General features: G+C 65.7%; 12 protein-coding genes and 1 pseudogene. 11 read left to right on the top strand and 2 right to left on the bottom strand.

The annotated features are described in order from the left end of the window. Positions 1-38: 38 nt before the first annotated feature. Positions 39-731 carry a GntR family transcriptional regulator gene (locus XF30_RS22475; RefSeq protein ID WP_244609001.1) on the bottom strand — a complete coding sequence of 231 codons (693 nt, stop codon included), beginning with the start codon at positions 729-731 and terminating at the stop codon, positions 39-41. 91 nt (positions 732-822) lie between these two features. On the opposite strand from XF30_RS22475, the gene XF30_RS22470 reads away from it, so the two are divergent. The 8 genes and pseudogenes from XF30_RS22470 to XF30_RS22435 all read left to right on the top strand — a co-directional run bounded on the left by XF30_RS22470 (position 823) and on the right by XF30_RS22435 (position 8,687). Further along, positions 823-1,617, top strand: a complete 795-nt coding sequence (locus XF30_RS22470; RefSeq protein WP_109143885.1) for an enoyl-CoA hydratase/isomerase family protein — start codon at positions 823-825, stop codon at positions 1,615-1,617. Between the two features lie 9 nt (positions 1,618-1,626). Further along, entirely contained in the window at positions 1,627-2,886 is a 1,260-nt protein-coding gene (locus XF30_RS22465) for a CaiB/BaiF CoA transferase family protein (RefSeq protein WP_074447908.1), read from the top strand. Positions 2,887-2,937: 51 nt separating this feature from the next. Next, positions 2,938-3,930 carry a tripartite tricarboxylate transporter substrate binding protein gene (locus tag XF30_RS22460; protein ID WP_109143884.1) on the top strand — a complete coding sequence of 331 codons (993 nt, stop codon included), beginning with the start codon at positions 2,938-2,940 and terminating at the stop codon, positions 3,928-3,930. A gap of 177 nt (positions 3,931-4,107) precedes the next feature. Then, positions 4,108-4,590, top strand: a complete 483-nt coding sequence (locus XF30_RS22455; protein ID WP_109143883.1) for a tripartite tricarboxylate transporter TctB family protein — start codon at positions 4,108-4,110, stop codon at positions 4,588-4,590. 12 nt (positions 4,591-4,602) lie between these two features. After that, positions 4,603-6,141 (top strand): annotated as a pseudogene (locus XF30_RS22450) (tripartite tricarboxylate transporter permease). Next, positions 6,138-7,142 carry a 4-hydroxythreonine-4-phosphate dehydrogenase PdxA gene (locus tag XF30_RS22445; RefSeq protein WP_109143882.1) on the top strand — a complete coding sequence of 335 codons (1,005 nt, stop codon included), beginning with the start codon at positions 6,138-6,140 and terminating at the stop codon, positions 7,140-7,142. Before XF30_RS22450 ends, XF30_RS22445 begins: the two are co-directional and overlap by 4 nt. A gap of 136 nt (positions 7,143-7,278) precedes the next feature. Continuing rightward, the gene (locus tag XF30_RS22440) at positions 7,279-7,494 is read left to right on the top strand and encodes a hypothetical protein (RefSeq protein WP_074447910.1); all 216 of its coding nucleotides are present in this window, start codon (positions 7,279-7,281) and stop codon (positions 7,492-7,494) included. A 131-nt stretch (positions 7,495-7,625) separates the two neighbouring features. Beyond that, a complete protein-coding gene (locus XF30_RS22435) occupies positions 7,626-8,687 on the top strand; it encodes a glycosyltransferase family 4 protein (RefSeq protein WP_057029103.1) in 1,062 nt (353 codons plus the stop codon). Positions 8,688-8,875: 188 nt separating this feature from the next. Here XF30_RS22435 and XF30_RS22430 read toward each other — a convergent pair whose 3' ends face one another. After that, complete coding sequence (locus XF30_RS22430) at positions 8,876-9,952, bottom strand: methyl-accepting chemotaxis protein (RefSeq protein ID WP_035999854.1); 1,077 nt, start codon at positions 9,950-9,952, stop codon at positions 8,876-8,878. Between the two features lie 286 nt (positions 9,953-10,238). Here XF30_RS22430 and recJ point away from each other — a divergent pair, with 286 nt between their 5' ends. The 3 genes from recJ to XF30_RS22415 all read left to right on the top strand — a co-directional run bounded on the left by recJ (position 10,239) and on the right by XF30_RS22415 (position 13,867). Next, complete coding sequence (gene recJ / locus XF30_RS22425; RefSeq protein WP_109143881.1) at positions 10,239-12,080, top strand: single-stranded-DNA-specific exonuclease RecJ; 1,842 nt, start codon at positions 10,239-10,241, stop codon at positions 12,078-12,080. 82 nt (positions 12,081-12,162) lie between these two features. Further along, positions 12,163-12,972 (top strand): SDR family NAD(P)-dependent oxidoreductase, encoded by an 810-nt coding sequence (locus XF30_RS22420; protein WP_192893220.1) that lies wholly within the window; start codon positions 12,163-12,165, stop codon positions 12,970-12,972. A 97-nt stretch (positions 12,973-13,069) separates the two neighbouring features. Then, positions 13,070-13,867, top strand: coding sequence for an aldolase (locus tag XF30_RS22415; protein ID WP_035999848.1), 798 nt, complete (start codon positions 13,070-13,072; stop codon positions 13,865-13,867). Position 13,868 lies beyond the last annotated feature (1 nt).

Raw genomic sequence — 13,868 nt, 5'->3', positions numbered from 1 at the left:
GAAAGCGACGTGCAAAGGCAGGCTGCGCCAATTGCGCGTTACGCAATTCTCAACGTGACGTCATTACCTTCCGTCTCGGCAAAGCCCGCCTGCAGCACCTCTTCGCGCTTGTGACGCAGATGCGCACGCAGGATGTGGGCGAGCCCGACACCGTCGCGGCGCTGAAGCGCGTTCAGGATTGCCTCGTGCTCCTTCACGGCGAGCGCCCAGCGCTGCGCCGTCATCGGCGTGACATAGCGCGCGCGCCGGATGCGCGCGGTCACCGAGGCGTAAAGCCCGGCGAGCACAGGATTTCCCGCTGCGGTCACGATGGCTTCGTGAATGGCGCGATTGCCACGGTAGTACTGGATCAGGTCGCGCTCGCGATAATGCTGCACCATGTCCGCATGTGCGGCGGCGATCGCATCGATCTCGGCGTCGCTGATGCGCTCGCAGGCGAGTTCGCCCGCGAGAGCCTCCAAGCCCTGGCAGACCTCGAACAGGTCGCGCATGTCCTTGTCGGTCAGCTTTGCTGCCCGCGAGCCGCGATGCGGCAGCAACTGCACGAGCCCTTCCGCCGCCAGCACCTTGAGCGCCTCGCGCAGCGGCGTCCGCGAGATCTCGAGCCGCTCGCACAGCTCGCGCTCGGGAATCCGCGCGCCCGGCGGGATTTCGCCGTCGAGCAGGATGGCGCGGATGCGGTATGACGACCTCGTCGTGAAGCATGGCTCTGAGCTCAGTTTTGAATGCAAAACTGAACTTATACGCCCATATGGCCAAGTTCCAGCTTGAAAATCCAAAGTTTTGCATTCAAAAATGCAAAAAACAGAAAGGTATGAGGAAATGGACCTGCAAGTGGCGGCAGAAGACCTCGTGTTCGAGCGCGACGGCGGCATCGGGCGGATCACCTTCAACCGTCCGCAGGCCCGCAATGCCTTCACGTTCGCCATGTACCAGCGGCTCGCCGCGATCTGCGAGGAGGCCAATCGCGACCATGACATCAAGGTGCTGGTGCTGCGGGGGGCCGGCGACAAGGCCTTCGCCTCGGGCACCGACATCAATCAGTTTCGCGAATTCAGGACGCCGCAGGACGCCGTCGACTACGAGAACCGCATCGACCGGGTGCTGACCACACTCGAGCAATGCCGGGTCCCCACGATCGCGGCGATCAACGGGTTCTGTACCGGCGGCGGGGCCCGCATTGCCGCGGCCTGCGACCTCCGCATCGGCACAAAAGCTGCGAAGATCGGATTCCCCATCGCCAGGACGCTCGGCAATTGCCTGTCGATGTCCAATGTCAGCCGTCTCACCGCACTGATCGGCGCCGCGCGCGTCAAGGATCTCATCTTCACCGCACGCCTCGTCGATGCCGGGGAGGCCGCAAGCGTCGGGCTGCTCGGCGAGGTCGTCGACGATCTTGCCGCCCTTGAACGACGTGCAGACGAGGTGGCCCGGCTCGTCGCGAGCCATGCGCCGTTGACGCTGAATGCGACCAAGCAGGCTGTCAGCCGTCTGCAGCGCCGGTTGACGCAGGACGAGGGCGAAGACCTCATCCTGATGTGCTACACGAGCCAGGATTTTCGCGAAGGGCTCGATGCTTTCCTCAACAAGCGCGCGCCGCAATGGCGCGGCCAATAGGACGAGCCGATGCAAAGCGATCCATCGCAATCCACCTCCCGCCGTTCGGGACCGCTGGCCGGCCTCAAGGTCATTGATCTCACTCACGTCATGGCGGGACCGACCTGCACCTTGATGCTCGCCGACATGGGCGCCGACGTGATCAAGATCGAGAAATGGCCGAACGGCGACGACACCCGTCATTCGGTGCCGCCGAAGATCGGGGACGAGGCGGCCTCCTTCCTGATGATGAACCGCAACAAGCGCGGCATCGTGCTGGACCTGAAGACCGACGGCGGCAAAGAGGTGCTGCGCCGGCTGATCGCCGATGCCGACGTGCTGGTCGAGAACTTTGCGCCGGGCGCGATGGAGCGCCTCGGCTTCGGCTATGAGGCGCTGCACGCGGAATTCCCGGCGCTGATCTATTGCTCGCTGTCGGGCTTCGGCCGCACCGGCCCCTACAAGCATCGCAGGGGGTTCGATCTCGTCGCGCAAGCCATGAGCGGCATCATGAGTTTTACCGGCGAGCGGCCCGACGGTCCGCCCGTCAAGTGCGGCCCGCCGCTGTCGGACATCACCGCCGGCCTGCTCGCGAGCATGGGCATCCTGGCCGCCTACACCCATCGCCTCAAGACCGGTGAAGGCCAATGGGTCGAGACCTCGCTTTATGAAGCCGCCTTGGTGCAGACCTATTGGCAGTCGACCATCGCGCTCGCCGCGGGCACCGCGCCGCGCGCGATGGGCTCGGCGCATCCGCTCAACGCGCCGTACCAGGCGTTTGAAGCCTCGGACGGCTGGCTCGTGGTCGGCGGCGCCAACAAGAAGCATTGGCTGTTGATGCTGGAAGCGCTCGGCGCGAGCGAGCTCGCCGACGATCCGCGCTTCGTCACCGGTGCCGATCGCATGGCCAACCTGAAGGAGCTCGAAGCCGTCCTCAGCGAACGCTTCCGCAAGCAATCGCGGGCGCATTGGCTCGCGGCGCTGGACGAGAAGGGCGTGCCGTGCGGCCCCGTGCACGACATGCTGGAGGCGCTGAGCGATCCGCAGACGCTGGCGCGCGAGATGGTCGTTGAGGTCGAGCACTCCACGCTCGGGTCCGTCAAGACGATCGGGCTTCCCATCAAGTTTTCGGAGACCCCGGGCAAAGTGCGATCAGGCGCACCGGTCTATGGAGAGCACACGAAAGAGGTTCTGGCCGAGCATGGGTTCGACCAGTCACGAATCGAAGCGCTCGAAAAAGAAGGCGCAATCGTCTCGGCCCGGGAACGACGCGAGGAACACGTCGCCTGACCGGACGTCGATACGACAACAACAAAAGATAAAGATCAGCTGGAGGAAATCATGGGTCGGACGTCAACATTTCTGCTCTCCGCAGCCGCAGCCGTGCTCGCCGGCACCATGCCGGCGCTCAGCGCCTGGCAACCGCAAAAGCCGATCGAGTTCGTGGCCACCGCCGGCCCCGGCGGCGGCACCGACAATCTCGCGCGCGCGGTGCAGAACATCATCACCAAGCACAAGCTGATCGAGCAGCCGATCGTCGTCGTCAACAAGGGCGGCGGCAGCGGCGCCGAAGGCTATGTCTACGGCAAGGCCTCCGCCGGCGATCCCTACAAGGTGATCTTCGGCACCTCGAATGCCTGGCAGCAGCCGCTCGTCTCCAAGGTCGCCTTCAACTACACCGATCTCACGCCGATCGCGGCGATGGCGCAGGACGAGTTCCTGCTCTGGGTCAAGCAGGACGCACCGTACAAGACCGCGGGCGATTATCTGAAGGCGGCCGCAGCGGGCGAATTCAAGATGGGCGGCGCGCAGTCCAAGGACACCGACGAGGTGCTGACGCGCATGATCGAGAAGGCCGGCAAGGTCAAGCTGACTTACATCCCCTTCAAGAGCGGCGCCGAGACCGCCGTGCAGCTCGCCGGCGGACACCTCGATTCCCACGTCAACAACCCCAGCGAAAGCCTCGGGCAATGGCGCGGCAGCACGCAGCGCCCGCTCTGCGTGTTCAGCCCGAAGCGGCTGCCGCAGGGGCCGAAGGTCACCGCGACGGAAGGCTGGGGCGACGTTCCAACCTGCGTCGAGCAGGGCCTCGACATCAACCAATATGAGCAGCCGCGTACCGTGTGGCTGCCCGGCAAGGTCACGCCGGAGCAGGCCGCGTTCTATGTCGACCTCATGAAGAAGGTCCAGGCGACGCCGGAGTGGAAGGACTACATCGAGAAGACCTCCCAGGTCGACACGTTCCTCACCGGTGCCGAGCTCGAAAAATTCATCAAGGAGGACATCGAGCGCATCAAGCAGGTCGCGGGCGAGCAGGGCTGGCTGGTCAAGTGAGGCCGAGGATGGGCTTCGATCGCGCCGCCAACTGTAGCCCTGGTCCTCATCCTGAGGGCCCGCCGGAGGCGGGCGTCTCGAAGGATGGCCGCGGATGCGATGTCGCCTGGAGCCGTCCTTCGACACGCGCGAAAAAGCGCGCTCCTCAGGACGAGGACTGTTTCGCCGGAGCTGCCCATGATCTCCCGTCGCGCGCTTGAACTTGCGACCGCCGTGCTCACCGGCAGCTTCGGCGTAGCCGTCGTCGTCTCCAGCCTCGACAACGGCATCGGCTGGTCGAGCGCAGGCGTGGACGCCGGCACATTCCCGTTCCTGACCGGGATCATCGTCGTGCTCGGCAGCCTCTACAATCTGGTGCGAGGCGTGCTGCCGGCCGCCACGCTCGCAAACGTTCCCATCGCGATCACGTCGATCGAGCTGCGCCGGCTCGTCGGCCTGTTCGTGCCGGCTGCCATCTTCGTCGCTGCGATCCCGCTCGCCGGGATGTATGTCGCCTCCGCTCTCTATGTCTACGCGGTGCTGGCGATTCCCCGACACCAATCCGTGCCGCGCGCGCTGGCTATGGCAGGAGCTACGGCGCTCGCGCTCTACCTCGTGTTCGAGCGCATGTTCCAGGTCAGTCTGCCGCGCGGCGCACTGGCTTCCGCGCTCGGGTTCTGAGGGAGCAGCGGGATGGACAATCTCCAGGAGCTCCTGCACGGCTTCACCATCGCGGTCACGGTGCCGCATCTGGTCCTGATGGTGGTCGGCGTGCTGCTCGGCATTCTCGTCGGCGTGCTGCCGGGGCTGGGCGCGCCGAACGGCGTGTCGCTGCTCCTGCCGCTCACCTTCGGCATGCAGCCGGTCTCGGCCATCATCCTGCTCTCCAGCATGTATTGGGGCGCGCTATTCGGGGGATCGGTGACCTCCATCCTGTTCAATATCCCGGGGGAGCCGTCGTCGGTGGCGACCACCTTCGACGGCTATCCGATGGCGCGCGACGGCAGGCCGACCACCGCGCTCGCGACCGCCTTCGGTTCGGCGGCGTTCGGCGCGCTGGTCGGCGTCATCCTGATCACCTTCCTCGCCTCCTGGGTGGCGCAGGCTGCGCTCGCGTTCGGTCCGGCCGAGTATTTCGCGGTCTATTTCCTCGCCTTTGCGAGCTTCGTCGGCATGGGCGGTGCGGCGCCGATCAAGACCGTCGTGGCGCTGGCGCTCGGCTTCGCCATCGCCGCCATCGGCATCGACACGGTCTCCGGCAGCGTACGCCTCACCATGGGCGTGGATGAGCTGGTCAAGGGCGTCAGCTTCGTCGTCGCGGTGATGGGCCTGTTCGGCATCGGCGAGCTGCTGGTGGCCGTCGAGGAGGAATTTCACGCCCGCGCCGTCTCATCCAAAATCGATTGGCGCGAGGTGTTTCGCGCCGTCGGCCGCCTGCCGCGGCACGGCGTCGCCCTGCTGCGCAGCGCCGCGATCGGCTGCTGGATGGGCATCACGCCGGGCGGCCCGACCGCGGCCTCCTTCATGAGCTACGGCATCGCGCGGCGCTTTTCACGGCGCGGCCGACATTTCGGCACGGGCGAGGTCGAAGGCATCGTCTCGCCGGAGACGGCCGATCATGCCGCCGGGACCAGCGCGCTGCTGCCGATGCTTTCGCTCGGCATTCCGGGCTCGGCGACCGCGGCCGTGATGATGGGCGGGCTGATGATCTGGGGCCTCAATCCCGGGCCTATGCTGTTCGTGGATCAAAAGGATTTTGTCTGGGGCCTGATCGCCTCGATGTATGTCGGCAACATCGTCGCCGTCGCCCTGGTGCTGCTGACGGTCCCGGTGTTCGCCGCCCTGATGCGGATTCCCTTCGTGGTGATCGCGCCGCTGATCGTGATCATCTGCGTCGTCGGCGCCTATTCGGTGTCGAACTCCTAACTCGACGTCGTCATGATGCTCGGCTTCGGGGTCGTCGGCTATCTCTTCAAGAAGCTGTTCTATCCGCTGGCGCCGCTCGTGCTCGCGATCGTCATCGGCGACAAGGCCGAGGACGCCTTCCGGCAGTCGATGCTGATCTCCAAGGGATCTCTCGGCATTTTCTTTGCGAACAAGCTGGTGACGTGCCTGATCGTGGGCGGCATCGCGCTGCTGCTGCTTCCGCTTCTGTTGCAGCTGCCGCGGCTCTGGCGCAAACCTGCGTCGCCCGCGACCGATGCGCCAGTCCAGGAAAGGGCAATCATATGACCGCAAAGCCGCTGATTGTGCTGGCCATGGGAGATCCAGCCGGCATCAGCCCGGAGCTGACGGCCAAGCTCGTGGCGCAGGACGACATCCGCGCGCGCTGCCGGCTCGTCGTCATCGGCGACCGCCGCATTTTCGACGAGGGCGCGCGCATTGCCGGCGTCAAGCCGGAGCTGAAGATGCTAGAGCAGGGCGCCGATCTTCGCGCAGCGCAGGAAGATGCGCTGTTCGTCGATCTCCGCCACCTCGACCCCAGAGAGGTCGAGCCGAAGAAAGCGACCCTTGCCGGCGGAAAATTTGCGCTGGCCAATTACAGGCATGCGCTCGAGCTCGGCCGCGACGGCCATGTCGACGCGGTCTGCTTCACCCCCTTTAACAAGCAGGCGATGCGCCTTGCCCGTGCCGAGTACGACGACGAGATCGCGTTCTCGGCCGAAATCGTCGGTCTCAAGACGCCGGCAAGCGAATTCAACGTGCTCGACGGGATCTGGAACGCACGGGTCACCTCGCACATTCCGCTCAGGGACGTCGCTGCGAAGCTGTCCGGCGAACGCATCCGTCGCGCGCTCGATCTGACCGATTCCTGCATGCGGAACGCCGGCTTTGCGCGGCCGCGCATCGCGGTCGCAGGCCTCAACCCCCATGCCGGCGACGGCGGCAATTTCGGCCGCGAGGAGATCGACGTGATCGCTCCGGTGGTCGCAGCAAGCCAGAGCGAGGGCATTGCCGCGGAGGGACCGTTTCCGGCCGACACCGTGTTCCTGCGCGCCAAGGCCGGCGCCTTCGATGCCGTGCTGACGATGTATCACGACCAGGGCCAGATCGCGATGAAGCTGATGGGTTTCGATCACGGCGTGACCTTGCTCGGCGGCTTCCCGTTCCCGATCTGCACGCCCGCGCACGGCACCGCCTACGACATCGCGGGTCAAGGTATCGCATCGATTGGCGCCAGCCGCGCGGCGTTGCTGCTCGCCGCGGAGATGGCGGCGCGTCGTCTCGGCTGAACTTGCACGCGCGAAGGGAGCGACCGCTGATTGCGCTCGCCTTGCGCGCAGACTTAGACTTTAGGGAAAAACTGGAAACTTCCGCCGTCGCGAGGAGTTGGCGCCCCATGAACATCTTCCACGTCGGAGCTGGAACATGGTCGACGACAGCCCGCTACGAACAGCGGTGGACACCGCTTGGTGCGTGTACCTTGCCCGGCATCGCAGCGTCGATGCAGCGGATGGCCGTCGTTGCCTGCTCGAGCGTCATCTGCAAGGGAGGCGGGAAGCGCGCGAGAGTAACGGTGATGCCCAGGAACTCGCAGCATTCGGGCTTGCCTATCTCGAGCGGCTTTCCGATGACGAATGTTGAGGCTCATCGAGGGCGGTATCTGTCGGCTGGCTAGCGCGAGCGCAAGGCCGGATTGGACCTTGCTCGCGATTTCGAACCTTCTGTCTGCGGCCATCGTGCTGATCGTGCGTTCAGCGATATAGCGAGCTCCAATGCGTATCGCCCAGCTGGCTCCGCTTGCCGAAAGCGTCCCTCCGAAGCTCTACGGCGGCACCGAGCGGGTGGTAGCCTGGCTTGTGGATGAGCTTGTCGAGCTCGGTCACGACGTCACGCTGTTTGCCAGCGGTGACTCCCGAACGAGAGGCAAACTCCACCCGGTATGGCCACGCGCGCTGCGTCTCGGCCGGAAGGGCGCCGATCCGAACGCAGCCTGCGCGATGCTGCTGGAAGCGATCGCGAGACGAGCCAACGACTTCGACGTGATCCACGCCCATATCGACTGGCTTCCGCTGCCGTTGCTCAGTCGCCTTGGCGTACCGTTCCTGACGACCATGCACGGCCGCCTTGACTTGCCTGGCTTGCCTGACGTGGTTCGGCAGTTCCCAGAAGCAAGCTTCGTGTCGATCTCGGATCACCAGCGCCTGCCGCTTCCGGATGCGAAATGGATTGGAACGATCCAGCACGGGCTGTCGTCGGAGCTGTTGGATCCATCCTATGAGGAGGGATCCTATCTGGCGTTTCTTGGCCGTCTCACGGAGGACAAGGGTCCGGAGGACGCCATCCGCATCGCGCACGCAGCCCGGATGCCTCTTCGCATCGCCGCGAAGATTCCACGCGCCGAGACTGCCTACTTCAGGAAACACCTTGCGCCCCGGATCGACGGCGAGATGATCCAGCTTATCGGCGAAGTCGACGACGTGAAGAAGCAATCATTCCTTGGCGGAGCAGCCGCTCTGCTATTTCCGATCGCTTGGCCGGAGCCTTTCGGGCTGGTCATGATCGAGGCGATGGCGTGCGGAACGCCCGTGATCGCCTATCGCTCCGGCTCTGTCCCTGAGGTCATCGAGCACGGCCTAACCGGTTTCATCGTCGAGAACGAGGAGCAGGCGGTCAAGGCGGTCGGCGAATTGGGCAAGCTGGATCGAAGGAGAGTGCGCGCCCGCTTCGAGGAACGCTTCACCGCATACCGAATGGCGCGCCAGTACGAAGATCAGTACCGCAAGCTGGCTGCCGCGGCAGCTCGGAAGGTCAACACGCAAATGTCGGAAAGGTGAAGGGAGGCGGCGATGTCGCTGTGCTAGATCGCCGCGCCCGATGAGGTGTCGCCGAGCCGGATTCCTTCTGTTTTGCCCGACGTGTCAAAGAATCTTCGCGCGTGCAAAAACAGCGAGGCAAGACAACCCCTTGGCTACTGTGCATGGGGTTGTTTTCGCGAGTTTTGATCGAGGCGGGCCCGCTCGCCTCACGCGCCGCAGACGATCACGCCGTACCAGCCGAGCCCGCGATAGGTCTCGTAGCCTGGGGTGGCATGGAACGCGACCAGTGTGCCCGTGCGTTCCTGATAGAAGCCGGAGCGCTGGCCGTTCAGCGACAGCGAGATGCGTTCGCTGAGGATGCCCTGGCCGTCGGAGGCCGCGATCACGCGAAAATTGGAATCGACCAGCAATACGCGCGCCTTGTCGCCGTCGCCGACGCGCACGCCCTGCACGATGGCGCGGGCCTGCGGCTCCCAGTCGAAATGGATGGCGAGCACCCCGATCGGCGCGCCGTTGGCTTGCCCGCCGGCGCGGACGCTGGCGCAATAGGTCGCGACCTGCGCGTTGCCGAGCAGCGGCTGGTTCTCGACGTCGCCGGCGACATAATCGTCGCCGGAGCGAAGGCCTTTCGCGTCGCGAAACCATCTGGTGTGGGCGACGTTCTGGCCGACGACGCGGAAGCGGTCGGCGCGGCCGTTGGCGATGACGTTGCCGTCGAGGTCGCAGAGCCAGAGATCGAGATAGACGGTGTAGGCCCCGAGGATCACGCCGAGGCGCTGCGAGGCATGGGAGACGGCCGCAGCACTGGGCGAGGCCGCGCAATCGACCACGGCGGAATCGGTCGCCCACCAGCGCACGTCGCAGGTGCGTTCGTAGAGATTGCGGTCGATCAGCTCGATCGCGTTGAGCGACAGGTCGACCATCCGCTCGCCGCGGGAGCGCTGGCTCATGCGGTCGATCGAGGCGACGAGATCGCCGGTGCGTTTCGTCAATTGGGTCTCGAGCTCGCGGGCGATGGTCTCGACCTGCTGGCCGACGCCGCGCACCTCCTGCGCCACCACCGCAAAGCCCGCGCCTTGCGCGCCGGCGCGCGAGCTCTCGATCAGCGCGTTCAGCGCCAGCATCTTCATCTGGTTGGTGATCTGCTGGATCGACTTGGTCTTGTCGACCGCGATCTGGTTGACCTCGGCGGTGAGACGGTTGATCAGCGCGGAGATGTCGGAATCATCGTCCGCGGGCTCGGTGGCGATCGGCTTGGCTTTCAGACCCAGCGCAGCAGACATCGGGGACTTCCCTTGGCAATGAGGTCTGATCTGCAATGAACCCGGAACAACGACTTACAGATCGAATACGATTCTTTTTCGAGGATTCCGCCTAACGCCTGCTTAATTTGCTGTTTGACGGGATGCCTAAATGATAGTCAGTGCGCCCGTCGGGGCGGCCATCCACCGCTTTGTGCGGCCGGACCGTTGCAAATCCGTCCCGGATGCCGACCAATCCCCTGAAGCCAGTGACTCTGCGTTCGCGTGACCGCCTGGCCCTTCGAGTTCCCCAACATCTGCCTCTGTCATGACGCCGCCAGCCACCGCCTTGCCTATCGAAGCGCCCCAGGCCTTCCTGGGCGTGGCGCGCTCGCTCACCGACAAGCTGTGGCGCGACCGGCTTGATGCCCGCGGGGCAGCCCAGGCGCTCGCCATCGTGCAGCGGCACCAATTGCCGGAGCTGCTGGCGCGGGTACTGGCGGGCCGCGGTGTCGACATCGACGCGGTGTCCGACTTTCTCGATCCGACCATCCGAAAGCTGCTGCCGGACCCGTTCACGGTGACGGAGATGGAGGCCGCTGCCAAACGCATTACGGATGCCGCGACCAAGGGCGAGAAGGTTGCGATCTTCGGCGACTACGACGTCGACGGCGCGACCTCGGCGGCGCTGCTGGCCTGGCATCTGCGCCATTGCGGGCTCGATCCGCTGATCCATATTCCCGACCGGATTTTCGAGGGCTATGGCCCCAACACGGAAGCGGTGCGCGCGCTCGCGGCCAAGGGCGCCACGCTGCTGATCACAGTCGATTGCGGCACCACCAGCATAGAGCCGCTCGCCGAGGCCAAGCGCCTCGGCATGTCCGTGGTCGTGATCGACCATCACCAGGCTGGCACGGAGCTGCCGGTGGTGGATGCGCTGGTCAATCCGAACCGGCTCGACGATCTCTCCGGCCTCGGTCATCTCGCCGCCGTCGGCCTCGTGCTGGTGACGCTGGTGGCGGTCAATCGCGAGCTGCGCCAGCGCGGCTTCTGGACCAGCGAGATGCCCGAGCCCGATCTCCTGGGCATGCTGCATCACGTCGCGCTCGGCACCGTCGCCGACGTCGCGCCGCTGATCGGTCTCAACCGCGCCTTCGTCGCCAAGGGGCTGATCGCGATGCGGCGGCGCGACCATGTCGGCCACACCGCGCTGATGGACGTGGCGCGGCTCAACGGCCCGCCGGAGGCCTGGCATCTCGGCTTCATGCTGGGCCCGCGCGTCAATGCCGGCGGCCGCATCGGCCGCGCCGATCTCGGGGTGCGGCTGCTGCTCGAAGGCGACAGCGTCGAGGCGGCGCGGATCGCGGCCGAGCTCGACCGTCTCAACAGCGAACGTCGCGTCATCGAGCAGGCGGCAGAAGCCCAGGCCGAAGCCGAGGCGCTGGCCTCGATCGGGTTGGAGGACAAGCTCGCCGTGATCGTCACGGCCTCGGAAGGGTGGCATCCCGGCGTGGTCGGCCTCGTTGCCTCCCGCCTGAAGGAGAAGTTCTCGCGGCCGGCCTTTGCCATTGCGCTGGAGCCGGGCGGCATCGGCACCGGCTCCGGTCGCTCGATCGCCGGCGTCGATCTCGGCAAGGCGGTGCGGCAGGCGGTCGCCGACGGCATCCTGCTCAAGGGCGGCGGCCACGCGATGGCCGCGGGCGTGACGCTGCGCAAGGAGAAGCTCGCCGTATTTCGAGCCTATATCGAGAGCGCGCTAGCGCGCGACGTCGCCGAGGCGCGCCACGTCAACGAGCTCTATATCGACGGCGCGGTCTCGGCGCGTGCGGTGACGCCGGAGCTTGCGACGACGCTCAACCGCGCAGGTCCCTTCGGCAGCGGCAACCCGGAGCCGGTGCTGGCGCTGCCGGCGCATCAACTCGTGTTTGCCGACGAGGTCGGGCAGGCGCATCTGCGCCTGCGCTTCAAGGCGGGTGACGGCGCCATCGTCAACGGCATCGCGTTCCGTTCGGTCGGCCAGAAGCTGGGCAATGCGCTGCTCGCCAATCGCGGCCAGCCGATGCATGTCGCGGGCTCGTTGTCCGTCGACCGCTACCAGGGCGCCGAGCGCGTGCAATTCCGTGTTGTCGACGTCGCGCTACCGGATCAGGGGCCATCCGTGATTAGATGATGCATGATCCGGAAAAGTGCGAAGCGGTTTTCCGACAACGATCAAAGACAACGGTTCCAAACAACAAAAAAAGGGAGTGAGCATGGCAGGGCAGGTTGAGGGCAAGGTCGCGCTGGTGACGGGTGGCGCCTCCGGCATAGGCGAGGCCATCGTCGAGCTGTTCGCGCGCGAGGGCGCGACTGTCGTCATCACCGATATCGACGAGCTGCGCGGCCCGGAGCTCGCCAGGCGCGTAACAAACGTGGGCGGCAAGGCGATCTTCCTGGAGCAGGATGTCACGAGCGAAGAGCGCTGGATCGAGATCGTCGCCGAGATCGCAAAGCGATATGGCCGGCTCGACGTGCTCGTCTCAAATGCCGGGATCGGCATCTCCGTGCCTTCGATCGTCGACATGACCCTCGCCGACTGGCGCAAGCAGAACGCGATCAACCTCGATGGCGTGTTTCTTTCGGTGAAGCATTGCCTGCCCCTGATGCGCAAAACCGGTGGCGGCTCGATCGTCGTGATGTCCTCGCTCGCCGGCCTGCGCGGCTCGCCCGGATTGTCGGCCTATTCGGCGACCAAGGGTGGCGTGCGGCTGTTCGCCAAATCCATTGCGATGGAGTGCGCGGCGGCGGGCGACGGCATCCGGGTCAACTCGGTTCACCCCGGCATCATCGACACCCCGATCTGGGGCAAGATCCCGACGGGGGCGGCCGGCGCCGGCCAGAACGCCCCGATCGATCCGGAGGAGCGCGCCAAGGTGGTGACGCCGCTCGGTCGTGCGGGCCAGGCGGCGGAGATCGCCTCGGGCGTGCTATACTTGGCTTCCGATGCCTCGCGCTACGTCACCGGCAGCGAGCTCGTCATCGACGGCGGCATGAATGCCGGCGGCGTGCCGCGGCGCGCTTGAGCTGCGCAGAGCAGGGTGGCGGCCGCAGGGGCTGACGCGCAGGCGCAGTCCCTGTACAACACTGGGCAGCTCCCGACCAAGAGAGGTGTCCTTCGCCATGGCGCACAGCCTTCACGCTTCTTCACCCGCGCCCGCGCCATTCCGTTCCAACCGGCCGGATCTCGCCACCGACGCGATCCGCACCGCGCGCGAGGATCTCGCCGCCTGCTTCCGCATGGCCGCGCGCAACGGCTTTGAGGAGGGCATCTGCAACCACTTCTCGGCGGTCGTGCCGGGCCATGACGATCTGTTCCTCGTCAATCCCTATGGCTACGCCTTTCGCGAGTTGACCGCGTCGAAGCTGTTGATCTGCGACTTCCACGGCAACGTGCTCGACGGCGAGGGCGTGCCCGAGGCGACCGCGTTCTACATCCATGCCGAGATGCACAGGCTGCTGCCGCGCGCCAAGGTCGCCTTCCACACCCACATGCCCTACGCGACAGCGCTGTCGATGACCGAAGGCGAGCCCCTGATCTGGGCCGGCCAGACCGCGCTGAAATTCTACGGCCGCACCGCGGTCGACCGCGACTACAACGGCCTCGCGCTCGACAGCCGCGAAGGTGCCCGCATCGCGTCCGCCGTCGGCGATGCCGACATCGTCTTCATGAAGCATCACGGCGTGATGGTGCTGGCGCCGACCATCGCGGAAGCCTGGGACGATCTCTATTATCTCGAGCGCGCCGCCGAGGTGCAGGTGCTGGCGATGTCGACGGGGCGGAAGGTGCTGCCGGTCGATCCCGCGGTTGCGGCGGAGACCTACAGGCAGATGCGCGAGGGCGATACCGAATCCGCCCGGCTGCATCTCGCCGCGATCCGGCGGCAGCTCGATGCGGAAGAGCCGCAATATCGGCACTGAC

This window comes from Bradyrhizobium sp. SUTN9-2, from assembly GCF_003122645.1.
Lineage (GTDB): Bacteria > Pseudomonadota > Alphaproteobacteria > Rhizobiales > Xanthobacteraceae > Bradyrhizobium > Bradyrhizobium yuanmingense.
The sequence above is the reverse complement of the archived record's forward strand: the minus strand, read 5'-3'. Positions and strand labels throughout refer to the sequence as shown.

Excerpts from the sequence above, each read along its gene's own strand:
- XF30_RS22470 (WP_109143885.1), top strand. The coding sequence starts at position 823 with ATGGACCTGCAAGTGGCGGCAGAAGACCTCGTGTTCGAGCGCGACGGC.
- XF30_RS22465 (WP_074447908.1), top strand. The coding sequence starts at position 1,627 with ATGCAAAGCGATCCATCGCAATCCACCTCCCGCCGTTCGGGACCGCTG.
- XF30_RS22460 (WP_109143884.1), top strand. The coding sequence starts at position 2,938 with ATGGGTCGGACGTCAACATTTCTGCTCTCCGCAGCCGCAGCCGTGCTC.
- XF30_RS22455 (WP_109143883.1), top strand. The coding sequence starts at position 4,108 with ATGATCTCCCGTCGCGCGCTTGAACTTGCGACCGCCGTGCTCACCGGC.
- XF30_RS22445 (WP_109143882.1), top strand. The coding sequence starts at position 6,138 with ATGACCGCAAAGCCGCTGATTGTGCTGGCCATGGGAGATCCAGCCGGC.
- XF30_RS22440 (WP_074447910.1), top strand. The coding sequence starts at position 7,279 with ATGGTCGACGACAGCCCGCTACGAACAGCGGTGGACACCGCTTGGTGC.
- XF30_RS22435 (WP_057029103.1), top strand. The coding sequence starts at position 7,626 with ATGCGTATCGCCCAGCTGGCTCCGCTTGCCGAAAGCGTCCCTCCGAAG.
- XF30_RS22430 (WP_035999854.1), bottom strand. The coding sequence starts at position 9,952 with ATGTCTGCTGCGCTGGGTCTGAAAGCCAAGCCGATCGCCACCGAGCCC.
- recJ (WP_109143881.1), top strand. The coding sequence starts at position 10,239 with ATGACGCCGCCAGCCACCGCCTTGCCTATCGAAGCGCCCCAGGCCTTC.
- XF30_RS22420 (WP_192893220.1), top strand. The coding sequence starts at position 12,163 with ATGGCAGGGCAGGTTGAGGGCAAGGTCGCGCTGGTGACGGGTGGCGCC.
- XF30_RS22415 (WP_035999848.1), top strand. The coding sequence starts at position 13,070 with ATGGCGCACAGCCTTCACGCTTCTTCACCCGCGCCCGCGCCATTCCGT.